Below are 24,325 nucleotides of genomic sequence, written 5' to 3'. Positions count from 1 at the left end.
GAGACCGATTCGTCTCCTTTTTACTGTCTAGCTACCCGAAAAAGTTTTCGTATGATATTCGTGATCGTGCCGAGAACTAAAGAAGTGACAAGTGAAGTGACAATAACGCTAATCATCAATCCGGCTGTCATCGGACCGAATACGTTCATCGTGAACAGGACGAAGGATAATAGAAAAAATACAATGTAATCAACCTTTTTAAATCCTCTGAAAAAAGACAAAGGTTAACACCTCCTCAACTCTTCTTATAATATCTCTTTATTGTTCCCTTTTTGGTGCATTGAACTGTATGTTTGATATAAAATTCTTGAAGGATTAGACCGATGCCGTAAACTTCAAAACCAACGTGAAAATTTCCGGAAGCATAAGCATTATAGGATGTGCCAGAACGTTCTTTCCATTCTTTCCATCCTGTCACCTGCCACAAAGAAAGACTTCCTCTTTTATTATACGCGTCATAGCCACTGTGGTAATAAGCTTTTGAACCAGTATATCTAAATTTCGATGTAACTGAGACAGTAAACAGCTTCAGTCCCACCCAGGAATAATAGGATCGTTTGGCTGTCCCCCATTTTGTACCTGATGCCATGGTGCTCATTGTAGTATCTGGTTCTTCGACTGCAAACGTACCATTCTTTAAAATTGTTATTTGTCTTCCGTTGTACGTTAATTCTGCCAATATTTTAGAATCAGCTATTTTTTCCTGAGTGTACTTCTTCGCTTTTTTGTCGGCTGTATCCTTTTTATCAGCATCATTAAGGATTTTCACTTCTTTACCAGTTAGTTTATTCTTAGATGATGCTTTAAAGAATTTTTGAATGGTTTTCTCGTCAATGTTGGCTTTATTTGTCTTTACATACTTAATGAAGTCATTCCCTAATTTCATCGTTTTTAACGTAGCATTCTCAACGTCTTTCTTGGTGTATGTATCCTTGGCATAACTGGCAGTAGGACTAAACAGCATGGAAAACAAAAGCGTAAGAGTGAACACCAAAATACCAAATTTCCCTCTCTTTTTCATAATGCACCTCCTAATTTTTAACACAATAGTAATGGTACATATCATTTCATGTGGTTACATGTGCGTTTTTTCCTAAATACTGTAAACATTTGGACTACATTCTTACCATTATTTGTAATAAAAGCGCAAAAAAATACCCTCACTCCAAATAGGAGCAAGGGTGTTTGTCTTATCTCACAACATCAATAAAAGCCTCGATGCCTTTTTTCTTCAATGCTTTAACATGATTCTCAGCATTTGCTTTATCTTTGAAAGAGCCAGCGATTACCCGATAATTGCCGTCAGCTGGCTTTTGAGGTTTTTTCACGCTTGATTGTTTTTTCACTGGTTCCGGCTTTTTGGTTCCGGCTTGGTGATGGGAAGTTTGAACATATGCTCAAAGATGAATTTGAAAAAGCGGGTTATCCAGTTCGCCGTATCTTCTGCAGACCGTCCGAAAAAACAAAAGGACGTGACTACTATTTCATGCATCGGGATACTGGTGCAGTGGCCATGACCATCGTGGAATATGATTTTGTAGACGGCGCAAACTCTGAGAAAATCAAAGACAAGGAATACCGTCATGGAATGTATGAGTGTGTCGTGCGGGCAATCTGCCGTCATGAAGGCGTTGAATATAAACCTTGTATGGATAGAATGGATGAACTCAGCTCCAACACCACCGCCAGCGTTTAAGTGATGAGAAAGTCCTCGTTTTGCACCAGAGGCTTTAATCTTTTGTGTACGTGGTCCGGGATCAAGGGTTACGTCCTCGGAAAGAGTACACACGCTGTTGATTCCATGTTCACCGAGGCGTTTATGCTTCGGTAAAGAAGAATTAATAGATAATACAAAAAACCGGGTCAGCATAGTGCTGGCTCGGCTTTTTGCTTTTGTTACATCGAGCATTCATAATTAATTCCTTGTAAGGTAGCTGCGTAGTATTTCTGCCGTGCGATTTGCTGATATTTAAACCAGCAACGAGACCGCTATGCAAACAATTCCCATAAGCACCTTTTTTTCTTAACTGTCATTTAATCAATAGTTATCATTAATTTGTTTAATTTTAGATAGTTTCACTTTAGGTTTTCTGCTTTCGGTTAACAATCCGTTGACTTCTTGCTGAACATCGGTAATTTGGGTATAACAAAAACCACAAATGTAGTCCAGGCTCATGATCGCCTTCGTAATGGATGCATAACGATCTAAAAATTCCTGCTCGTCTTTTACTTGGTTCCCATATCCCCAGCCTTCTTCAGAATTAAAGGCAATGCCTCCGTATTCACTTATAATAATCGGCTGGCCTTTATACTCGTATCCTTGGGCCATGGCATGTTTAAAGTTATTAAAGGCAATCTCATTATCCACGATTTTTTCTTTTTCCTTATAGCGGCTTAGGAATTCGTCACCATATTCCACATAGTCATGAAGCGTAATGATATCCGAAACGGTATGCTCCCAACCGTCGTTTACGATGACAGGCCTCATAGGATCCATTGATTTTGTCAGATGATAGATGCCTTCCGTAAATTTTTGCTGCTGTTCATTCGTGTAAATATTCTTTACTCCCCAGGATTCATTGAATGGTGTCCACGTGATAATACTTGGGTGATTATAGTGCTGCTGGACAACGGTCATCCATTCCTCCGTGAAATTTTGGATCGCCTCATCCGAAAACTGATAGGCTGCGGCCATTTCAGACAAAACTAACAGGCCTTTCTTATCCGCCCAATACAGAAAACGCTGATCTTCTACTTTCATATGTTTCCTTACCCCGTTAAAGCCCATTTCGAATGTCTTCTCGATATCTAAAATGATCGCCTCTTCTGAAGGTGGTGTAAGATGGGAATCTTCCCAATATCCTTGATCTAACAGCAGTTTTTGATAAATCGGCACATTATTCAATAAAATATTGCCATTCTTTATCGATACTTTTCGCATGCCGAAATAGGAGTGTACCCGATCCATTTCTTGTTCCCCATGGTAAAGGGTGAATTCCACATCGTACAAATGAGGATGCTGCGGACTCCAATGCATGACTTTCCACTCGTGGATCTCACTGGCCAGATTTACTTTCATCCTTGCATTTTCACGGTCTACCTTCAAACTAAATTCCTTCACAGGCTGGCCATCAAATGTAATCGATGTTCTTAACGAAAGCTCCTTTTGATCTTGTTGAACATTCGCCAATTTATAGTCGAACTCTACGGAATCCGTATCCAGATCTGGAGTGATTTTAACCGATTGTATACTCGTTTGATTTAAAAACTCCAGCCATACGGTTTGCCATATACCGGTGGTTTGTACATACCAGCAGCCAAAGTTCTTATCGATCCATCTTTGCTTTCCTCTTGGTTGATGTTCGTTATGGCTATCCTCAATTTTGACTACTACGTTATTTTCTTTTCCTGCATTTATATAGTTGGTAATGTCAAAGGAAAATGCCGTATATCCCCCTTTATGCTGGCCGGCAAAAATACCATTCACCCATAGTTTGGTCACATAATCGGCTGCCTGGAAATAGAGAATGGTTTTTTTATGGGAATACTCTTCGGGCACAGTTACTAACCTTTGATACCAAATATAGGGGCAAAAGGTTTCCTCATGTATTCCGCTGGCCTTCGTTTCATACGTAAAGGGAACGATAATTTTTTGATTTAATGTTGTTTGTTTGTACCACTGCTCTTCTTCACCGACATTCGTCTGATCGAACTGAAAATCCCATTCTCCATTAAGATTCAACCATTCTTTTCTCTCAAATTGCGGTCTGGGATATTCCTTGCGAATGTTCACTTCCATGATCAACAGCTCCTTGATAAATTAGTTGGTTTGCTCTATCTGGCTATGTAACTTCGAAATCGTTTTATTTTTTGCCAAGGCCAATATTCCGCCCGAAAGAAAAAGAACAGTACTCAAGAAATCCATAAAAAAGTAGGATGCAACACCTAATAAAATAAACCAGAATGAGAGTTTTACTTCCACTTTGTCATCTTTAAAGTTTCTTGCGAGATAAAGATTCAATAACCCTAAAGCTACAAAAAAGAGGCCGAATGTTACCGCAAAGCTATACAAACTGCCAAACAAGGATTCCACAGCTTTCATTTGCGCAAACTGCGTTTCATGAATTCCGTTACTTTTTGATTTGATATAAGATCCATAGATAAAGATGGTAAGCAGACCCGAAAGCATCTGCCATGCCGATCCGATGATGATCAGTTTTCTTTCCAGTTTTCTATTCAAAGCGTTTCCCCCCTATCCTTTTACTCCAGAAGATAAAGACATCGATTGTAAGAAATAACGCTGAGTAAACAAATACAAAATAAAGGTTGGGACGATCGCAATAATAGCAGCAGCCATCGCATGTCCGATATCTGTGACATACATTCCTTGCAGAAGCTGCAGCCCTGGTGTGATCGGCATTTTATCAATATCATTGAAAACGATCGAAGGCCACAAAAAGTCATTCCATGAACTCGTAAAAGTAAATAACGCCACAACAGTTAATACGGGTTTGATGAGGGGGAGTGTAACCTTCGTATAAATTTGAAAATCGTTGGCTCCGTCGATCCGCGCTGATTCATCCAGTTCAATCGGAATCCCGATCATGAACTGTCTTACTAAAAAAACATTAAACACCGCTGCAGCTCCTGGAACGATCGCCGCCCAATAACTATTGACCCAACCGAGGGTATCAACAATTTTATACAACGGGATCAGGTTTACAACAGCAGGGAACATCATGGTTGCCAGCAAGAAGGAAAAAAGCCAGTCCCTTCCCTTAAATCGCAGCCGGGTATATCCATAGGCTGCCATTGAAACAACAACCAATACAAGAATGGTCTGTGTGACAGAAATGATCATGGAATTCATAAACCACTTGGCTACAGGAGCACTTGTGTTATTAAAAAGAACGTCCTGGTAATTGGCGATGACCCAGTGGATGGGCAGCATCGTAAAACCAAAGGTTTGGATATCGATCTCATTTTTAAAGGATGTGAAAAGTGACCAGGCGAGAGGGAATATCCAGATTAAAGTCATACATAGCAGAAAAATGAATGAAATCAAGGTGGAGATGTTTACTTTTTTCAATGGTACCCGCCTCCTACTTCCTCTCTCTTAATAAGAAAAATTGAATAACCGAGACAGCCATGATGCACAGACCAAGGATAACCGCCATGGCCGACGCAATTCCTGCGATGGATTGACCCGATCCAAAGGCATTCTGCTGGATATACATAAGTAGCACGGTCGTTGAACTGGAAGGACCCCCCTTTGTGAGCATGAGCGCCTGTCCATAGATATTAAACTGGGCGATGGTGGTAATGACGATCGTGAACAGCAGCTGATTCTTTATACTTGGAAGAGTGATGTGGAAAAACTTTTGCAGCCTGCCTGCCCCGTCCAGTGACGCAGCTTCATAGTATTCTTTGGATACTCCGTTTAATGCTGCCTGGTAAATGATCATGTTCCCGCCGATCCCCCACCAGACGGTTACAACGACGAGTGCGATCCATGCGTAAGGCTGTGTGCCCAGCCAGTTGGGTGAGGAAGTGAAGTAATGGTTGATAGGTCCAAACGAAACGTTAAACATCATGGACCAGATGATCATGACAGCTGAAATGGAAAACAATACGGGCAAGTAGAAAATCGCTTGAAAGATCTTCATCCCTTTTGGTTTCACATGGAGTGCAGCAGCTAAAAGCAAGGGGATAATGATGCACGCAGGAACCGTAAAAGCCACAAATTTAAAGGTATTTCCCAGTCCGGTATGCAGCTGGGTGTAGAACGTTGATTCTTTATTTAATAAAATTTCCTTATAGTTATCCAGCCCAACAAACCCGGGGGTATTGACCAAATCCCAGTTCGTAAAAGAAATGTACACACCAAAAAATATAGGGATAAGAAAAAATAAAGCAAACAACAAAAGATGCGGCCCGATAAAAATCATGGGCGAAAAATTGATTCCTTTCCGATGCGGCTTACCCATGGCTGGTGAAAGCACGTCTATTCTCTTTTTTTCTGTCAGCTTAAGATCCATATTTTTTCTCCTTCTCTTTTAGTAGAAGGCAATAGAAGAAATCCTTCCATTGCCTTCTATCCATTCTGCTGGAGACCTGGTTCCTCTTACTTATCCTGAGCGATCTTATCCTCCACGGTTTTTTGGGAATCCTTTAGAGCCTTTTTAATATCCAGCTTTCCAAATACCGTATCGTTGCCGATCTTGTCCAGTTGTTCAGAGATATAGCCGTTGTATTTGTAGTCAAAGATTTTTAACGATTTTTGCTCTGTTGCATCTTTAATCAAGAACGATTGAGGCATCTCGTGATATTTGGGATTATCCAATGTAGCCAATGCTGCCGGGTTTTGCCCCGCTTCTGCCCATGGAAGGGAGTTATCCCTTACCCAGTTAATAAACTTTATGACGCCCTCTGTTTTCTTCTTGTTTCTTTCAGGATTTTTAAGAAGTACAAATTGGTGGGAAGAACTCCAGTTCACCATTTTGTTCTTGTCATCACTTAGCTGAGGGAAGTTTGTCATTCCCCAATTTAAATTCTTTGTCTTCTTAATATCATTTTGCATCCAGATTCCTTCCGGGTAGAAGATCGCTTTTCCAGATTTAAAGACTTGACCCGCATCCTGGCCATCTTTATTGGTGATGCCTGACTTTACAAAACCATTGTAGAGTTTTAACGTATCTACGGCTTGTTCCGTGTTTAACGTCGGCTTCGTGCCATCACTCGTAATGCTTCCACCCATTTGGCTGTACACCGACAAGAAGGCAGGCTTCATCCAAGTAACAGGCGCCGCTATAATGCCATCTTTTTTCGCTTTTAATCCTGCTTCCTTTATTTCATCAAATGTAACGATATGATCATCAAGGGCATGAGGCGCATATTTGGCAGCCAGATCTTTGTTGTAGTACATAACAAAGCTATGCACATCCAAAGGAACGCTATATCGCTTATTGTCCAGGCCGCCAATATCCCAGCCCGCTTTCACATAATTTTCAGCTTTGATTTCAGGATATTTTGCAAGGGAATCATCCATTGGAATCAGCATATCCTTGTCCACAAATTGTTTGATCCGCTCAGCATGAACAATGTTTAAATCAGGGATGTTTCTGCCCGAATTGACAACGGTAGGGATCTTTGCGTACATATCGGCTTCTTTTAGTGAGATATTTCTCACTTTAAACTTCGGATTCGTTTTGTTATAGGCATCGACCATCATCTGCATGTTTTTGCCATCTGGACCTACAAACGGATTCCAAAACACAATTTCATTTTTTCCTACCTTATCAGACGATGAACTTTGACTGCACGCCCCTAAGGAAAGAATAAAAATAACGATGATCATACAGCTGATCATTACTTTGATTTTCTTATGCATCTTGAATCTCCCCCTCGTTAATTAGTTAAGGCCGTTGGAAAAACAGAAAACTATGACCTGCTTGATCACTTTAAACCGATAGTTCCCCTTTCCCGACTAAAAGTTTAAACATTCTGAAAATTTATGTTACTAATCCCCGATGCCGCTAATAAAAATCCTGTTTTTTTCATAACTAATACTGTAGTATTTAATGCAAATATTATGTTTGAAACAGTATTATTGTATTAATTGTTAAGATAACGCTTTCATATTGATAAGTCAATATCTTTTTACATTTCCAGATATTCCTTTATTATGGAGCCATATGGTTCTCCTCATAAAAATAAGATAGGGGTTGCATTTTCTTGCTTGAACTAACAATTGATGAATCAGACGCTTTGATTAAGGTCGCTCACGCGCTCTCGTCAAAGGTAAGAATCGATATTCTAAAATTATTAAATACGAAAAAAATGAACATCAATGAAATGGCGGAACAATTAAATCTGCCCGTTTCTACAATTGCTTTAAACATACGGGTTCTAGAGACTGCTGGGATCATTTATACTGAACTGCTTCCTGCAACGAGGGGGACAATGAAGGTTTGTTCGCGGGTTTTTGAAGATATCCATATGGATTTAAAGATGAGTACTGGTTATGGCCATAAAGAAAACATGTATCAGCTGGAAATGCCGATTGGTCATTATTTTGATGCTAATATTTCGCCAACCTGCGGAATCATTACGAAGAATGGGGTACTCGATCCCTTGGATGAACCTGCATTATTTTACCATCCGGAAAGAATGAATGCCCAACTGATCTGGTTTCGCAAGGGGTATATCGACTATCGATTCCCATTGCAATTACCGCCTAATGCAAAGATTCAGTCTGTTCAATTTTCAATGGAGCTCTGTTCAGAGGCACCGCACTATGACCATAATTGGCCTTCCGATATTACGATATGGATGAATGATACAGAAATCTGTACGTGGACATGTCCCGGGGATTTTGGTGAAAGGAAAGGGAAATTAAACCCTGTATGGTTCCCAACGGAGGGGCACACGCAGTATGGTCTTTTAAAAACCTGGAAAATTAACGAGGAGGGAAGCTTTTTAGATGAAATACTGGTTTCTCAAACTTCGTTAAAAGATGTACTTGTCGATAAACAAAAACATCTGAATTTCAGAATCGGTATTAAATCCGATGCTCCGAACATTGGGGGGATCAACCTGTTTGGAAATCAATTAGGTGATTATCCACAAGATATTTTAATGAGAGTGATTTATTCTTAATTGAAAGGCTCTGTTAAATAAAAATGTTGATATTAAATAACTTGAGGTGAGGGGAGAAAGCAAATGAGCCTGGAACTGATGGATATTTTTCGCATGGAATTTGACTTTAGTTGGGATACTGAGACCTGGTTTTTACCTTTAGAATCTGCTCTTGAGGGTTTAAATTCCATAGATGCAAGCTGGCAGCCTCCTGGAGGAGGGAATACCATTTGGCAAACGGTAAACCATCTAAATTATTACAACGCCCTACTTGTTAGACAAATCAATGACACAACGCCCAGAAAAAAGGCATCTAATAACAAGCCTTCATTTGGAGATATTGGGGAACCACCCAATTCTAAATGGCAGGCAGTCTTGGCAGAGAATACCTTTGGGGATATCGGGGATCCATCAGACTCTGAAAAATGGAAGGCTGTCTTGGCAGAAACACGCCTAATTTGTGAAAACTTGCGTAAAGCCCTAGCACAAGTTAATGACAGTCAGCTGGATGAGGAACTTGTTGGGGGCCTGTCTCGTCAAATTTTACACAACGTATACCATATAGGACAAATTGTATTAATTCGTAAACAACAAGGCTCTTGGCCAAAGGAGCGGGAATAATTGTATATGCGATATAGGGCGCAATTCTAAATGTTGGATTGTGCTCGTTATTACATTATAGGGAGCTTCCATAATTTCTTGCAATCGACCAATATTATTTTTAAACTCTTCGTAAGTAATTAAAAGTCCCTTGGCCAAATTCATCACTATCAAATTTTTTTACATTTGCGCCTCATTTAATAAGACTTTCGACTAAGCCTTTAAACCTTCCATCTCACCAATATCGTCTGCATCCGTTTCAGCAAAAAACTCATTATTCTATATTTACCAACGGGACCATTAGCAAGTATCTTAATTGCCATTTTACCCTCATCTACCGTTCTCCTTCTGTTCAAACTTAGAACCGCCTTTCATTTTTATAACCTATTACCTCTTTCCGCTTGCACATACCCATAATATAAGTTCCCGATAAATAGAGTGTTCAACTATAAACAACTTGGGGAATGGAAATCGTAAGAGATGTATTCAAAATTATTTCACAGTGATACCATCCATTTTAAACTGTTTAAAAAGGAGCGTGTAAAACATGACCTCTGTAACAAACTTTGACAGCACAAAGGAATCCCTGCAAGATCTGTTAAAGAGTATAAGCTCTGGGAAAACTCAACTTCCTGATTTTCAGCGGGGTTGGGTTTGGGATGATAACCATATTAAAAGCTTGATTGCCAGTGTATCATTGTCCTATCCTATTGGAGCTGTTATGATGCTGCAAACCGGAAATAGCGAGGTAAACTTCAAGCCAAAACCAGTGGAAGGGGTAACCTTACTGCAAACACAAGAACCTGAACGATTGATTTTGGACGGCCAGCAACGGCTTACTTCTCTTACACAATCCTTCTACTTGGAACAGCCGGTGGTAACCAGGGATATTAGAGGAAAGACAATAAAACGATGGTACTACATAGACATTCATAAAGCATTAGATCCTTTCTATGATCGGGAAGAATCAATCATTGCCTTACCGGAAGAAAAAGTAATAAAAAATTTCCGCGGACAGGTCATCCACGACTATTCTACCTTAGAGAAGGAATGTGAAGCAGGGTTGTTTCCCTTCACTCGAATTTTTGATACAGCCAAGATAACGGAATGGCAAATGAAGTTTTTACAGATGAATCCCGAGGAAATACAAGAGAAATTGCAGACTTGGAACCAATTTTCAGATATCATCCAACGCTTTCAGCAATATCAGATCCCATTGATTATATTAAGGAAAGAAACACCAAAAGAGGCAGTCTGTCAGGTGTTTGAGAAAGTAAATACAGGCGGAGTTCCTCTTACAGCTTTTGAGCTACTTACCGCTACTTTTGCAGCAGATGACTTCAATTTAAGAAAGGATTGGGAAGCTCGTAAAACGAGGTTATTTCAACAGAAAGTGCTTAAATCTAATCAAAGTACAGATTTTCTGCAAACCATCAGCTTATTGGCGACCTATGACCGTAAAAGAGAAAACGCTGATGTGCCAATCAGCTGCAAACGAAAAGATGTACTTAAACTAAGCTTGCAGGAGTATCAAAAGTGGGCAGAACCAGCCACTGCAGGATATGAAACAGGAGCTAAGTTTCTGTTCAGCCAAAATATTTTTTCAGAAAGAGACCTTCCCTATCGAACGCAATTAGTGCCTTTGGCAGCAATCTATGCCATTCTAGGAGATAAAGTACACAATGATAGCATTCGTAAAAAAATTGCCCAGTGGTTCTGGTGCGGAGTACTTGGAGAATTATACGGCAGTACGATTGAGACTCGGTTCGCCAAAGATGTTCAAGAGGTGCTAGAGTGGATAAATGGAGGAAACCCTCCTTCTACTGTTCAGGATGCCAATTTCTCTCCTACCAGGCTATACACCCTCCGCACAAGAAACAGTGCAGCTTACAAAGGTATTTCCACCCTACTGTTGAGGGAAGGCGGTCAGGATTTTCGAAGTGGAGAAACAGTTACTGTTCAAATGTATTTCGATGACCAAATTGACATCCATCATATTTTTCCATCGGCTTATTGCACAACGAAAAGCATTGAACGAGGCCGATGTGACAGCATTGTTAATAAAACGCCTTTATCCGCTAAGACTAACCGTATGATTGGCGGCAATGCCCCTGGTTCCTACCTAGAGCGCATACAAAAGAATACTGGAATTACAAAAGAGCGAATGGATGAAATTCTCCATTCCCACGTCATTGATCCAGAATCCTTACGGTTGAATGATTTCGACAGTTTCTTTGAAAAAAGAGAAGAAAAGTTATTAAGCATTATTGAAAACGCCATGGGAAAACCGATAGCACGTCCTGCAGTAAACCACCCTATTTATTAAAGAATAGGGTGGTTTTTTAGATCTCTAATTATTAGTTTACCTTTCTACAGACATTACTAATTAAAAGTAATGAATCTGCTGCTACATAATCATAAGATCCCTTCAAATATTTGCATTTGACGTTTAAAAAATCATTAAACCTGTTTATTAATCTGCTAACATTCTCTTCTTTTGAGTATGAGGAAGGGATTAAATCGTCTGGTGGCAGATAATGAATAAAGCTGTCCATGTCTTTTGAATAATTGAAATTCGCGTAGACTTCAGCAACCTTTGCTAATAGCCTCTCAGGATTATTTGAATGTCTTTTGTGTAAATAAGCAAGATGCCAAATCTCTAAATCATCCCCACCCCAGGCTAACTGGATGATGTTTTGGTTGCTCGCTTCTAAAGCATTATCCATTTGTTTCACTGCCAAATTTTTTAGCATACAATAAATCTGATTCACTTGGTTCTGTTTTTTGTTCAATAACATTTCCGTTCTCATCATACTTTGTAAATGTCATCTCTAGTCCTGCAATACATTCGGATTCATATTTTTTATTCTGATTCTCATAAAACTCAACTTGATATCCTTCTGCCGAATTTTTATTCATATTCCCTATTCTTTTAATATTACCATTCGAATAAAACTCAACATATCTTCCTTGTTTTACACCGTTTTCCACAAAGAAATAACTCTCTAATTTCCATTTTCATAAAGATCATACGCTAATCCGGTAAACAACCTCTCTTTGCCGCAGCCGTATACTCTACTATTCCTAAATCATAAGGACCACCGTAATCCAGATGTTCTTCAAACTCCACACCGTTTTGTAAAATATAATCTTTTGTTAAAATACCTTCAACATTCTTAGAACCTCCATGAGATTATTAAAAAACTTCTACTCATTTTATATAAGCAGAAGTTTTTTAACTTGGAATATGTTCTCTCTTCACATCATTCAACAGGGCCTGAAAATTGTGTAATTAAATTGAGATGCTCTCTGAGCTTAACCTTTTGTAAATTTTCCGCCACCTCTGGACCACCTAAACTTAAAAGCGGAACATAGCCAAAACATTCGTCAAAAGCGGGTTCTCCATATTTTTGAACGGCCTCTGGATATGGCATCCAGTCAAGAGCCTCATTTAAAAATGTCTCTCACTCAAATTTTTAATAAAAATATCAAAATTACCTCCGACTACTTCCACTAAATTCTTTCTATAATTTAGCAACATTAAATAGTCGTCTTCCCAATGTCCCCCCTAGCTGTTGTAAATAGAGGTATCGCTTTCTCTTCACTGATATATGTTTCATCTAATAATTCCGGATAATTATTTGGATTAATGATTCTTAAATACCCATTTTTTATTGTACCAAAGCCGTACTGAGTCCATAACTCAATCATTTGCTTTGGGATGTTATTCTTATATTTTTCAATAACACTTTGAGGAGCTTTTTCTACGAGAACAAAGTCACTTTGAATCATATAACCCTCTCTGCAAGTATAAATTTTTATGATGCAATCATTCCCTGTACAATATACAAAAAATCAGCAGCCCCGCTTGAAGGCCACTGTTTGATAATCTTTCTGTCCTTCTTCAACCATAATAAATAATAATTTCACACTCTAAAAATATGCATAACATTCCTAGAAATTAATCTTCACCATACATTAAATCATCTAACGCTTGATTTTGTCGTTGAATTTCTTTGAATCTATCAATTCTATTCATCAAGTATTCAATCGATACTTCCTTATTTTTAGCAACTTCACCATCAAACAGTTTTATATTTGCATCAATATTTATCAATTCATTAATTAATTTTTTTAGTTTTGCATCGTCTTCCTCATCTTTAAATAGATCACACTCCATTATTGGACCACCATTGCCTATTCTTTTTTTATCTCAAATAGTCCTAAATTCGTATTTTTCCTTATTGTGGATATATATTTCATTGGATTTTCATCTTGTTCTAGTACTAAAAGTATTACTGACATATTTATATCCTCCTTAAAAGTCATTATCGAGGGAATCATTTAGTGAATTTGTAGTCTTCTTAAATAAAGGGAAAATGTAAAAAAGCTCGAAAGACATATCACCAATCCAAGCTTCCTCATCACCTTTTAACAGCATCTCTTATTTGTTCGATTACTCGTTTAAGCCACTGAACTGGTTCAAATCCAAGATTAAGAAAATCTACACCATCTGCGAATGATTGAATGTATGGATTCTTTACAGGATCTGAATCTCAAACCCAGCGCTCTAAATTTTTCGGTTTAATAACTACTGAAGCAATATTTGACATATCAACACCAAACAATCCACCAGAGCCATAGGATGTTAAAAACCACTTATAACTTTCTGGCAGCTGCACCCCAAGCCCAGCTTCAACAACTGCAATTTGTCTTTCATTTACCCCGCCTGTAAAGTCATCTGATTCCATGTATTCTCGCATAAAATCCATTAATTCTTTTTCATCCATTTTATTTCCTCACTTCTGTTTATAATAAAGAAACCTTGAGAGCTAGGCTGCTTTCAAGGTTCTCACACTTTAAAGTATTGAATTTCTTTTTAAATCGTTTTTTTGTATCAGTAACAAATTAATTTTCATAAGATTCTACATCGACATAATCCTGAAATTCTTCCATTAATTGTTTCAATCGACCAATATCATTTTTAAATTCTTCGCGAAATCAAAAGTTCCCTGGCCATATTGATCACTATCAAATATCTTTACATTAGCACCAAATTTTATAAGAATATCGATTAAGCCTTTTAAATTTTGCATCTCGTCAATATTGTCTGCATCTGTTTCAGCAAACAGTCCTTTATTTTCAATTTTATTCTTTATATCGGTAATTCCTAAACCTGTTGATTTTCTTATAGGTACTATATATTTACTAACCGGACCATCTGGAAGTATTTTAATTGCATTTTACTCGTCTACCGTTCTCCTTCTGTGTCAAGAAAAAGCACTGGTTGCCTCTTAATGATTACCTAAAATTCTATCATCTAGCTTTTTTCTGTCTTCAGCAATTTTTTCTTAGGAACTAATAAGGTTATTTATATAATGAATTTGAACCTCTCTATTATCGTGAAACAAATGTATTGTAGCTCTGTTACTTATTAAAGCATCCATTCTTTCTTTTAAGTCTTTTTAATTGGTCTGTATCAAAATAATCACATTCATGTACCACATATTTCTTTTAATATCTTGAATACTTGCTCCATTATTCTGTCTAATAATTCATACATAATTAAATATATTTGAAATAGAATCAATTTTCAGTCTCATTTTTCAACAAAATAATTGAAGAAACCTTGAAAAGCATAATGCCATTCAAGGTCAAATTTCAGCTACTCTTTTTTATTTCTTCGAACCATAAATCAAAGATGTCATCAGGTAATAACTCTTCGTCTTCTGAATAGATCAAATCATATTTATACTGTGCTTTTAGACTGTTTTGCTCTACATTATAATGCATTTTTATTTCAGTCGGCATATCTCTTCCATATTCTTTACATTTAGCATGTATTTCTTCTAAATCTTTAAGCCCAATATCTAAAACTGCTTCTTGTCTTTCTTCTGATGTATCATAAGAAAAAGCACTATCGGCTTCATTGATTGCAGTATTTACATTGTTTTTAAGTAAAACTTGACCATTAATTCTATAAAATACGTCAAATGCATACATTTCTGGTTCATATGAACAATAGATATAGATGTCTTCAGCCTTATTTTCAACGTACTCTAGACAGATAGCTACCATATCTGTCTGTAGTTCAGAAAAATAATCTTCAAATACTTTACTCACTTTTTTCACCTCTAATTTTTCAGAATCCTTTTCTTAATAACACCATCAATAACATATTTTATTTCAAAGCTCGCCGGCCTTAAACCAGATTCATCATAATTTACTTTTACATTTACAGAAACCTTTTTTCCTTCGTTTATAGCTGCAGCCCATTGATTCTCTAACTTTTTATACTTACTCAAATTCACACTACTTGATTGGGACACAAGATTATCTAAATCCGGAGATCCTCCAAATCTATCTGCAGCTAAGTGCCCTGCGTGGTCTCCAGGCTTTTTACCAGGTGTATTAGTCTTGTGTGGCAATCTGCTATTACGTTCTGTTAATTTTAAATCTTCTGCTTTAAAATCATTTAGTCTTCCCAGTTGATCTGTTTTGTAATGATAATCATATTCACCAGTTTGGTATTTTACATTCGGTTTTAATATACCATTTTTGCCAATATGGCTTCCATCTCTAATTATATCATCGGAACCCCTAACAACATCCGCCGACCCAACAACTCTCCTCGCAGCCTGCCCCTCCTTAGCCACTCCAATCACTTTATCAGCGGTTCTTACTACCTTGAATGCCTTAACACCCTTCCCAATTGGGGTAAGTCCAAAGACAAACAATCCTCCAGCCAAAACCCTGCCCCATCCAGAGATTTTTTCTCCGGTGGCTGGGTCAATGCCGGTGGCTGCACGCTGGGCATCGTATACTCCTGTTAATTCTCCGGCAGCGTCTTTTGCCAGCTGGCCTGCGTTGATGCCATCTGTCTTGCCGGGATCCTTGAACCGGTCGTCGTACTTTGCAAGGATGGCTGTGGCCAGAGTGAGCGAAAGCGGAACGTTATCGGCACCGGAGGCCTTGTGGGTAAAATAGGAGAGCCAGGCCGCCTGGTATTCGAGAGTATGTACGATCGTTTGGCCCGTTTCTTTTATACTACCATTTGTGGCGGAAATCTGCCCTGAAAACGGAGGCGGGAATTCAGAATGTGAGAGTATGGAACTGGCTTTTTCAGTCTCTCTTTCCAGGCTGTGCTGAAGGTTCTTCGCCCGGTTTTGATGTTCAAGCATCCGTTTGGACAGGCTTGCCAGCCGATTAGGTTCTATTTTGATTTCCATGAAGTCCCTCCTGCCTTATTTGGTTGATTCCTGCTTCTTCAGTGCTTCTTTAATTTCGTAAAGGGACACCATTAACTTGGATCGTTCGCCCTCCAAATAAGAAATCCAGTAATCCATGTAATAGACTTGCTGTCCAATGTCATCCTTAAAGCTTGAAAGGGTCTTATCCAGCGACTCATACATGTCCTTATATTCCTGCTGCTTCTTTCCCTTCCAGGTGTCTTCCCGTGTTTCCTGCGTCACATCACGAGCAATATTCTGAGAAAGCGTATTTGTCTCTTTTTGCAAGGTAACAAGGCCTTGCTGAATCTCTTTAATTTGGTGTATATCCCGATTAATCGTTTCAATCTGCCTTTGCACACGCACTCCGTCCAAAAACCCAAGCATACCGGCCATCCTCCTTTCGCCCTTAGATCTTTACCGTACAAATCCCTATAAAAGATAATCACCATCATATTTTACCTTATTCTGTTAAACCTTTAACTCTATCCTTTTTACCAACCTTTATGTAGTTACCTAGGGCTTTTGACACCTATAGACGCTCTTATAATACAAAGTGATGCCTCTTTTTCATCTTTTTTCTCTATTTAAAGAGTGAAGACCTTTTTATAGAGAGGAAGAGCCACATGGTGCCTGGAAAGATTACGAATTTTAAAGAGCTGAGTGAGTTTCAAACGGTAAAAGAGTTCAATGAATCAAACAAACACTTTTTGGAGGTACATGGGGAGAAGTTTACGAAGGGGGAGTTGATCGCCTTTCACCAGCTCACACGATATAGTGTCAAAGTCATTGGCGTATGCAATGCAAGAATCGGTACGCTTGTTTCTGCGTGTCATGAAAAAGGCGGCATTTCCCGTTCCACGGTTGAACGCATGCTGCGCAAAGCAAGAAAGTTTGGCGTCCTTTCCATCCATCACACGATCCGGAACAAGGGCGGCTATGCCCACAACATTTTTGTGTTCCATCGTTTTGACAGACCGCTTCGACAAAAATTGACGGGCCGGCAAAGTCCTCCAACCCCTTGCAGCACTGTGAAAAATCCCGACATTTCAGTATCGGAAACTAAAAACCTAGAAACAAAAATCATAAAAAAATTAAAAACCAAAACCATACGTAAGCAACCCGATGCAGAAACAGAAGAAATTAGAGATCTATTAAAAATGAAATTAAAGAAGTGGAAATAATATCATTCTAGCTATCCATCTACTAACGTACATCATACGATCGAATTAGAGAAGGTGCCTGGCCGCACCTTCTTTTTTTATTTCATTGTGCGGTTTGCTTTAAAATCTGCCTGCGCATTCTCCGGTAATGCCGTTCACAGCATTCCTTACTAATGTGAGGTATTTCGCAGCCTTCCATCTGCCATTCCTTTATTACTTTTGTGATTGCCGGATTTCCGTGCCCCGCCCACCTTTTGTAATGCATATGACAGAGACCGACCCCTCGCTGCTGCTTCTTTCTCACCGTTTGAAATGATGCAGCGCTTCCTATCGATCATACCTTACATCAATGTTGATAATGTATATATCGGGTGACGATATAAATTTTTCACCAAAACTCTATGATTCGTTAATGATGTGTGTTCACTGCATGATTAATGAATATCGCAACCATGATGATTAAAGCCCATAACGGAAGTGATAATCCTAATCCCCACATGCATCCTTTAAAAAATCCGATTTCGTCTGCCATCTCTTTTTCTCCTGTTCATTTTTTCAAAATTCATAGAACCTCATACCTTTTATCGACGTGTAACGACAAATCTTTAGTATTTTTCCCGGGAAATATCCGCAGTGAACCTTGAAAATTCGACATGAAAACGCACCTATGTCCCGATATATATTTCCTATTCATTCCGGTCTAGAATCTAGTTAAGGCGGCTGAGGATGTCCATCTCTATTTTTCCCTCTTTTCTAAAATTTTCATGTGGTATGTAAGCTTATTTTATGTTTTTCGTAAATCTCACCATTTTTAAATTGGCCCATGCTATTCTGACGATTGTCTAAATCGTAAATTACTAATCTGGGAGTGGTAAATGATGGGTTATGAGGAATGGCTGAAGGATTTAAGCTCGAAAAAATTAAACCGGCGGACGTTTTTGGGGTCATCTGGTAAAGCAGCGCTAGCGACAACACTGGGGCTAGCTGTCCCCGTTTCATTGGGAAACAAGGGTGTGGAGGCTGCCTTTACATTTGACAGCTATCCATTTACTCTTGGCGTTGCATCGGGTGACCCGCTGCCCGACAGTGTTGTTTTATGGACACGATTAGCTCCCAATCCTGCGTCTCCAGACGGATTGGGAGGTATGAGCGATAGTAATATTATCATCAATTGGGAGATTGCCGAGGACGAGAAGTTTAATAAAGTTGTACGGCATGGAAAGGAAGTAGCCATGCCTGAACTTGCGCATTCTGTACATGCAGAAGTGTTCGGCTTGAAACCGGGAAGAGAATATTATTATCGGTTTCAATCTGGAAATGAGGTAAGTCCCGTAGGAAGAACAAAAACGGCACCGGTAACAGGTTCTCGATTAAACCGTCTCTCATTTGCCTTTGCTTCCTGCCAGTCATGGGCTGGAGGGCGCTATGCAGCATACAAGGATATGGCACAGCAAGACCTGGATTTTGTCATGCATCTTGGGGATTATATCTATGAAAAGAAAGACACTGAAACGTTGGCCGATTTCCGAAATCTGCATGCTCTTTATAAGAGCTCACCCGATTTGCAGGCTGCTCACGCCAAGTTCCCTTTTATCTGTACATTTGATGATCATGAAGTGGAAAATAACTGGGCCAATCAAGTTTCACAGCCTGATGGTGAAGCATCGAATGAGCATTTTCTTGCCATTCGTGCTGCTGCGTTTCAAGCCTATTATGAGCATTTGCCATTGAGGCTTCGAGCGAAACCACATGGCTCCGACATGATTCTTTACCGTCATTTTAACTTTGGGGATCTGGCCGAATTTAGCGTTCTAGATACAAGGCAATATCGTGATGACCAGTTAAAAGATGGTTTTCCGGGCGCCCCTCAAGACCCTGAAGCATGGAATCCAACTCGTACAATGATGGGCTCCACACAAGAAAAGTGGCTATTGAATAATCTTCAGAAGTCTGGTGCCCATTGGAATGTGATCGCCCAGCAAACGATGATGGCCCAGTACGATTATGACACCGGGTCAGGCATAAGTGTCAATCATGACCAGTGGGACGGTTATGCCGGCGAGCGTGCCCGTATCTTAGATTTTATTCAGCAAAATCGTCCTTCAAATCCGATTGTTTTAGCCGGGGACTGGCACTCGGGCTGGGTAAATGATTTAAAGTACGACTTTAACAAGCCCCAATCTGAAATCCTGGCAACAGAATTTGTCGGGACCTCCATCAGCTCTGGATGCGGGTGGAAGGGAGCGGTGGAACAAGCACTCTCTGTTAACCCGCACGTTAAGTTCTTTAATGGGGACTTGCGCGGATACGTACGCTGTCATGTAACGCGTGATGCCTGGACGAGCGATTACCGTGCCGTTCCTTCTGCCATCGATGTGAACGCAAAACCATTTACCATGTCCTCCTGGGTGGTTGAGAACGGAAAAGCAGGGGCTAAAGAAATCGGAACATCGACCTATAATAAAGTACGATTGCCAGAGACGATCCAATAAAATTTTCTAAAGAAACGGCTGCGGTATACCGCAGCCGTTTCTTTTTTTCTCATCCTTTATAAATTGTTCATCCTTCCTCTATATTTTCTTAACAATCTTTCGCTATGGTGAAATGGAACCATTACTTTTATTGGAGGGGTTAGAGTGGAGAATAAGCCATTGAATCGACGAACGTTCTTGACCTATTTAGGGACAGGGGCTACGGCGCTCGCCGCTGCTTCTACAGGACTGGGAGTTTTAAGCGAAACCGCGAATGCACAAAGCAACAGCCTGCTGCGTACCAGGCCGCGCAAGCACGGCTATCATTTTCAGCCAATCGAGCCTTCAACCAAGGATGATCTTGTACTCCCAAAAGGCTATAAATACGATGTCATCGCCTCCTACGGAGATGTGATCAACAAAAAGGGCGACACGTTCGGTTTTAATAATGATTTCACCCTTTATTTTCCTATTTACGATTCCGCCAACCACGGACTGTTGTGGGTCAACCATGAATACACCAATCCTTTATACGTCGAAGGAGAAAAAGTAAACGATACATACACTTCTTCTCAAATTGAAAAGCTCCTCTATAACCAGGGAGGATCCATTATTGAAGTGATCTATGATAAGAGAAAAGGGTCATGGAACATGATTCAGGATTCCGTTATGGCACGAAGGATTACCGGATTGACGCCGTTTGCCCTGACAGGACCGGCGAAAGGCAGCCGTGCCGTAAATGGTGCAAGCATGGTTCAAGGAACGTTTGCCAATTGCTCGGGTGGCCGAACGTTATGGAATACCGTGCTCTCTTGTGAAGAAAACTATGAAACCACGTCCGCTGACGCAAAATTGGATGCCACCCATTATGGATGGGTCATTGAAGTCGATCCTTTCGATCCGGAATTTCAAGTGCGCAAGCACACTGCCCTTGGGCGATTCAACCATGAAAATGCCTCCATGGGAATCGCAAAGGACGGCAGGGTCGTTGTCTATATGGGAGACGACAAGAAGGATGCGTGCGTCTATAAGTTTGTGAGTGCCGGAAAGTACAAGGAAAGTCTCGGTAATAAAAATTCAAAATTGCTGGAAGAAGGAACACTTTATGCGGCGGATTTAAAAAACGGGAAATGGCTGCCTTTGACTCTTGACGCGGTACAGAACGCAGCAAAAGGGAAAAGTGATGTGCTGAAGAAGTTTCAGACCCAAGGCGATGTCGTGACCAACTGCCACGAAGCAGCCATTCTTTTAGGTGCGACTCCAACCGACCGTCCAGAGGATGTGGAAATTTCACCGTTGGACCAAACGGTTTTTATTGCCCACACCAATAATGACAAACACGGAAACATCCACGGGCACATTACCCGTTTCTTTGAAAAAGACAGCGACCATGGCGCAGCCGAGTTTGACTTTGAAATTTTTGCCGCGGGTGGAAGACAGAGCGGATTCAGCGCACCGGACAACCTGACCTTCGACAGCAATGCCAATCTCTGGACCGTAACGGATATCTCGTCCGACAAGCTTAATACGGCTGTGTGGACGAGCTTTAAAAACAACGGCATGTTCATGATTCCAACGGCAGGCCGCGATAAAGGGGTCGCGTTTCAATTCGCATCTGCACCTGTACAGGCCGAATTAACAGGCCCATGTTTTACACCAGACGAACGCACCCTCTTCTTATCCGTGCAGCACCCGGGAGAAGAAACAAAAGACAAGCTACACCCAACGAGTACTTGGCCGCAGGTGCGCGGGGGCAATAGGCCTCGTCCATCGGTTGTTGCCATAACAGGATTTAATTTCTAAGGAGGGCTTTTCATGCTGCAAAACATAGGAATTCCTGGATTAATCATTATACTGGTGATCGCGTTAATCATTTTTGGCCCGGCGAAACTGCCAGAGATCGGACGGGCGTTCGGCAATACCCTTCGTGAATTTAAAAACTCTGCCAAAGATTTAGTAAGTACAGATGAGAAAGAAGAAAAGGCGAATCAAAATAATAAAGCATAATAGTTAAACCGGTTATGAAGTGCACCGCCATTGTTAGACACACTAACAATGGCGGTGCACTTTTTTAAGTCCTAACGTTATGGTCCTCCGGCTTTTGGTGGTAGACTAAAAGAAAAAAACTCGTTCCATGAGGAGGCGTCTGTATGAGTTCTTATCTTTTCGATCAACTGCGTTTTGTCCGATCCAACACGCTGAAATTGGTTGACGGCCTGGAGGATGAACGTTCCGAGATCATTCCAGTTCCTTTAAACAACCATATCAAATGGAATCTCGGCCACATTTATTTCATCCACGAGCGTAATGCGTTTCGATTCGTAAAGGAAAAAGAAGATTGGGTGATGCCCGAGTCCTTCCCTTCCCTGTTCAGCCCTGGCACAAAGCCTGAAAACGGGCAAAAGATGCCGGTAGAGCTTTCAGAGATCGTTCGTTTATTGGAAAACCAGATCGACCGGATTGAATCCACATTCAAGGATAGGCTAAAAGAAAAGACAGAGCCCTATACGACCTCCATGGGGTTGCATCTTTCCTCTGTTGAAGAATTTTTAAGCTGCTGCCTGTATCATGAGGGCATGCATCTGGAGAGAATTAATGTGATCAAGAAACTAATCTAAAGCAATACTTCCTAAAAAGGAGTTTTTAATGATGAACGAAAAAGCAGGATGGAATTTAGACAACAGCTATGCCCGTCTGCCGGAGCTCTTCTTTTCCGTGATCGAACCGAATCCCGTCCGCTCGCCGCAGCTGGTCATTCTGAATCAGCCGCTGGCAAAAACACTGGGACTGGATTCTGAAGCCCTGCAGGCCGGCGAGGGGATTGACGTATTTGCGGGCAACCGTGTTCCGGAAGGCTCTTCGCCTCTTGCCCAAGCGTATGCCGGGCATCAGTTCGGAAACTTTACCCGGCTTGGGGACGGCCGCGCGCTGCTGGTCGGTGAGCAGCTGACTCCGGGCGGTGAACGGTTTGATATCCAGCTCAAAGGCTCGGGGAGAACACCCTACTCCCGTGGAGGAGACGGACGTGCGGCACTTGGGCCGATGCTGCGGGAGTACATCATCAGTGAAGCCATGCATGGGCTGCGCATCCCGACGACCCGCAGCCTTGCCGTCGTAACGACCGGTGAGCCGGTCTATCGCGAGACCGAGCTGACGGGTGCCGTCATGACCCGCGTGGCCTCAAGCCATCTTCGTGTCGGAACGTTTGAGTATGCGTATCACTGGGGCACAACCGAAGACATTAAAGCCTTGGCGGACTATTCCCTTAAGCGTCATTATCCGGACGTTGAGAAAAAAGAAAACCGTTACCTCACCCTTCTAGAAGAAGTGATCAAGCGCCAGGCCAAGCTGATCGCCCAATGGCAGCTTGTCGGCTTCATCCATGGCGTGATGAACACCGACAACATGACGATCAGCGGAGAAACGATCGACTATGGTCCTTGTGCTTTTATGGATGCTTTCAGTTCTGATACGGTCTTCAGCTCGATCGACATTCAAGGGCGTTATGCATACGGCAACCAGCCGCCGATCGCGGTGTGGAACCTCTCCCGTTTCGCGGAAAGTCTCCTGCCCCTCTTGCACGAGGAACAGGACAAGGCGATCGAGCTGGCTGAAAAAGCCCTCTCTCAGTTTAAAGATCTGTTTCAAAACCACTGGCAGAGCGGCATGAAGGCGAAGCTCGGATGGTTCGGTGCTGAGGAGCAGGATGAAGCATTGATAAGTGAACTGCTGCATCTGATGGAAAAGCACCGTGTCGACTACACGAATACGTTCCTCGCTCTCACCTTCGATCGCGACGAGAAGAATGCTTTATTTGAGGATGAGGAGTTTGCCCGATGGCGCGAACGCTGGCAGGCAAGGCGGGAGAAGCATGCTGGATCGTCGGCTGATTCCGTTCAGTTGATGAAGGACAGCAATCCTGCCGTCATTCCCCGCAACCACCGGGTGGAAGAGGCACTGGAAGCTGCAGTCAGCAAAGGGGATTACAGCGTGATGGAGAAGCTTCTTGGCGTACTTTCCAACCCTTACGCACACACTGCTGAACAGGCCGAGTACTCCAGCCCGCCTCCGGACGACGGGCAGTGTTACAGGACATATTGCGGGACTTGATTGAAGAAATTTATAGCATCGAAAAATGTGAAAAAGCAGCGGGTTGATAAAAGAAACCCGCTGCTTTTTAGTATGTAATCACAGGATGTTATGAAACAGTCTTTTTGTAGTACGA

Annotated in this window: 25 protein-coding genes and 2 pseudogenes; 10 read left to right on the top strand and 17 right to left on the bottom strand. The window is 41.0% G+C overall.

The features are described from left to right. Positions 1-20: 20 nt before the first annotated feature. The 3 genes from ABHN01_RS18815 to ABHN01_RS18805 form a co-directional block, all read right to left on the bottom strand. Positions 21-221 (bottom strand): hypothetical protein, encoded by a 201-nt coding sequence (locus ABHN01_RS18815; protein WP_429876779.1) that lies wholly within the window; start codon positions 219-221, stop codon positions 21-23. A gap of 14 nt (positions 222-235) precedes the next feature. After that, positions 236-1,021 carry a hypothetical protein gene (locus ABHN01_RS18810; RefSeq protein ID WP_429876778.1) on the bottom strand — a complete coding sequence of 262 codons (786 nt, stop codon included), beginning with the start codon at positions 1,019-1,021 and terminating at the stop codon, positions 236-238. A 169-nt stretch (positions 1,022-1,190) separates the two neighbouring features. Next, complete coding sequence (locus ABHN01_RS18805) at positions 1,191-1,346, bottom strand: SPOR domain-containing protein (RefSeq protein WP_429876777.1); 156 nt, start codon at positions 1,344-1,346, stop codon at positions 1,191-1,193. Positions 1,347-1,393: 47 nt separating this feature from the next. Here ABHN01_RS18805 and ABHN01_RS18800 point away from each other — a divergent pair, with 47 nt between their 5' ends. After that, a complete protein-coding gene (locus ABHN01_RS18800; RefSeq protein ID WP_429876776.1) occupies positions 1,394-1,696 on the top strand; it encodes a hypothetical protein in 303 nt (100 codons plus the stop codon). 342 nt (positions 1,697-2,038) lie between these two features. Here ABHN01_RS18800 and ABHN01_RS18795 read toward each other — a convergent pair whose 3' ends face one another. From ABHN01_RS18795 to ABHN01_RS18775, 5 genes are all read right to left on the bottom strand, one after another. Continuing rightward, the gene (locus ABHN01_RS18795) at positions 2,039-3,799 is read right to left on the bottom strand and encodes a glycoside hydrolase family 2 protein (protein WP_429876775.1); all 1,761 of its coding nucleotides are present in this window, start codon (positions 3,797-3,799) and stop codon (positions 2,039-2,041) included. A 21-nt stretch (positions 3,800-3,820) separates the two neighbouring features. Further along, positions 3,821-4,240, bottom strand: a complete 420-nt coding sequence (locus ABHN01_RS18790) for a hypothetical protein (protein ID WP_429876774.1) — start codon at positions 4,238-4,240, stop codon at positions 3,821-3,823. A 12-nt stretch (positions 4,241-4,252) separates the two neighbouring features. Continuing rightward, positions 4,253-5,089: a carbohydrate ABC transporter permease gene (locus tag ABHN01_RS18785; protein ID WP_429876773.1), complete on the bottom strand. Its 837-nt coding sequence runs from the start codon at positions 5,087-5,089 to the stop codon at positions 4,253-4,255. Between the two features lie 13 nt (positions 5,090-5,102). Beyond that, entirely contained in the window at positions 5,103-5,948 is an 846-nt protein-coding gene (locus ABHN01_RS18780) for a carbohydrate ABC transporter permease (protein ID WP_429876838.1), read from the bottom strand. A gap of 176 nt (positions 5,949-6,124) precedes the next feature. Further along, the gene (locus ABHN01_RS18775; RefSeq protein ID WP_429876772.1) at positions 6,125-7,390 is read right to left on the bottom strand and encodes an extracellular solute-binding protein; all 1,266 of its coding nucleotides are present in this window, start codon (positions 7,388-7,390) and stop codon (positions 6,125-6,127) included. A gap of 344 nt (positions 7,391-7,734) precedes the next feature. On the opposite strand from ABHN01_RS18775, the gene ABHN01_RS18770 reads away from it, so the two are divergent. From ABHN01_RS18770 to ABHN01_RS18760, 3 genes are all read left to right on the top strand, one after another. Then, positions 7,735-8,658 (top strand): ArsR/SmtB family transcription factor, encoded by a 924-nt coding sequence (locus tag ABHN01_RS18770; RefSeq protein ID WP_429876771.1) that lies wholly within the window; start codon positions 7,735-7,737, stop codon positions 8,656-8,658. A gap of 63 nt (positions 8,659-8,721) precedes the next feature. Then, complete coding sequence (locus ABHN01_RS18765; protein WP_429876770.1) at positions 8,722-9,258, top strand: DinB family protein; 537 nt, start codon at positions 8,722-8,724, stop codon at positions 9,256-9,258. A 526-nt stretch (positions 9,259-9,784) separates the two neighbouring features. Next, on the top strand, positions 9,785-11,563 hold the full coding sequence (locus ABHN01_RS18760) for a GmrSD restriction endonuclease domain-containing protein (RefSeq protein ID WP_429876769.1): 1,779 nt from the start codon (positions 9,785-9,787) through the stop codon (positions 11,561-11,563). 31 nt (positions 11,564-11,594) lie between these two features. Here ABHN01_RS18760 and ABHN01_RS18755 read toward each other — a convergent pair whose 3' ends face one another. The 8 genes and pseudogenes from ABHN01_RS18755 to ABHN01_RS18720 form a co-directional block, all read right to left on the bottom strand. Continuing rightward, positions 11,595-11,990: a DUF2247 family protein gene (locus tag ABHN01_RS18755; protein ID WP_429876837.1), complete on the bottom strand. Its 396-nt coding sequence runs from the start codon at positions 11,988-11,990 to the stop codon at positions 11,595-11,597. After that, positions 11,956-12,400, bottom strand: a pseudogene (locus ABHN01_RS18750) (toxin-antitoxin system YwqK family antitoxin). Before ABHN01_RS18750 ends, ABHN01_RS18755 begins: the two are co-directional and overlap by 35 nt. 100 nt (positions 12,401-12,500) lie before the next feature. Next, a pseudogene (locus ABHN01_RS18745) lies at positions 12,501-13,029 on the bottom strand (T6SS immunity protein Tdi1 domain-containing protein). Between the two features lie 169 nt (positions 13,030-13,198). Beyond that, positions 13,199-13,417: a hypothetical protein gene (locus ABHN01_RS18740; protein ID WP_429876768.1), complete on the bottom strand. Its 219-nt coding sequence runs from the start codon at positions 13,415-13,417 to the stop codon at positions 13,199-13,201. 376 nt (positions 13,418-13,793) lie between these two features. Beyond that, the gene (locus ABHN01_RS18735; RefSeq protein WP_429876767.1) at positions 13,794-14,027 is read right to left on the bottom strand and encodes an SMI1/KNR4 family protein; all 234 of its coding nucleotides are present in this window, start codon (positions 14,025-14,027) and stop codon (positions 13,794-13,796) included. Between the two features lie 871 nt (positions 14,028-14,898). Then, positions 14,899-15,360 carry a DUF600 domain-containing protein gene (locus tag ABHN01_RS18730; RefSeq protein ID WP_429876766.1) on the bottom strand — a complete coding sequence of 154 codons (462 nt, stop codon included), beginning with the start codon at positions 15,358-15,360 and terminating at the stop codon, positions 14,899-14,901. Between the two features lie 11 nt (positions 15,361-15,371). Continuing rightward, positions 15,372-16,466 carry a DNA/RNA non-specific endonuclease gene (locus ABHN01_RS18725; protein ID WP_429876765.1) on the bottom strand — a complete coding sequence of 365 codons (1,095 nt, stop codon included), beginning with the start codon at positions 16,464-16,466 and terminating at the stop codon, positions 15,372-15,374. A 15-nt stretch (positions 16,467-16,481) separates the two neighbouring features. Further along, entirely contained in the window at positions 16,482-16,853 is a 372-nt protein-coding gene (locus ABHN01_RS18720) for a hypothetical protein (protein WP_429876764.1), read from the bottom strand. A gap of 239 nt (positions 16,854-17,092) precedes the next feature. Here ABHN01_RS18720 and ABHN01_RS18715 point away from each other — a divergent pair, with 239 nt between their 5' ends. Beyond that, positions 17,093-17,650 carry a hypothetical protein gene (locus ABHN01_RS18715; protein ID WP_429876763.1) on the top strand — a complete coding sequence of 186 codons (558 nt, stop codon included), beginning with the start codon at positions 17,093-17,095 and terminating at the stop codon, positions 17,648-17,650. A 388-nt stretch (positions 17,651-18,038) separates the two neighbouring features. Here ABHN01_RS18715 and ABHN01_RS18710 read toward each other — a convergent pair whose 3' ends face one another. Continuing rightward, the gene (locus ABHN01_RS18710; RefSeq protein ID WP_290397914.1) at positions 18,039-18,161 is read right to left on the bottom strand and encodes a hypothetical protein; all 123 of its coding nucleotides are present in this window, start codon (positions 18,159-18,161) and stop codon (positions 18,039-18,041) included. Positions 18,162-18,504: 343 nt separating this feature from the next. On the opposite strand from ABHN01_RS18710, the gene ABHN01_RS18705 reads away from it, so the two are divergent. The 5 genes from ABHN01_RS18705 (at position 18,505) to ABHN01_RS18685 (ending at position 24,210) form a co-directional block, all read left to right on the top strand. Further along, on the top strand, positions 18,505-20,121 hold the full coding sequence (locus tag ABHN01_RS18705; protein WP_429876762.1) for an alkaline phosphatase D family protein: 1,617 nt from the start codon (positions 18,505-18,507) through the stop codon (positions 20,119-20,121). A gap of 144 nt (positions 20,122-20,265) precedes the next feature. Further along, positions 20,266-21,903: a PhoX family protein gene (locus tag ABHN01_RS18700; protein WP_429876761.1), complete on the top strand. Its 1,638-nt coding sequence runs from the start codon at positions 20,266-20,268 to the stop codon at positions 21,901-21,903. Between the two features lie 12 nt (positions 21,904-21,915). Next, entirely contained in the window at positions 21,916-22,107 is a 192-nt protein-coding gene (gene tatA, locus ABHN01_RS18695; RefSeq protein ID WP_429876760.1) for a twin-arginine translocase TatA/TatE family subunit, read from the top strand. Between the two features lie 143 nt (positions 22,108-22,250). Then, positions 22,251-22,718, top strand: coding sequence for a DinB family protein (locus ABHN01_RS18690; RefSeq protein ID WP_429876759.1), 468 nt, complete (start codon positions 22,251-22,253; stop codon positions 22,716-22,718). A gap of 28 nt (positions 22,719-22,746) precedes the next feature. After that, a complete protein-coding gene (locus ABHN01_RS18685; RefSeq protein ID WP_429876758.1) occupies positions 22,747-24,210 on the top strand; it encodes a protein adenylyltransferase SelO in 1,464 nt (487 codons plus the stop codon). Positions 24,211-24,325 lie beyond the last annotated feature (115 nt).

Origin of the sequence: Fictibacillus sp. NRS-1165, from assembly GCF_050468105.1 — a bacterium.
Lineage (GTDB): Bacteria > Bacillota > Bacilli > Bacillales > Fictibacillaceae > Fictibacillus_C > Fictibacillus_C terrinigri.
The sequence above is the reverse complement of the archived record's forward strand: the minus strand, read 5'-3'. Positions and strand labels throughout refer to the sequence as shown.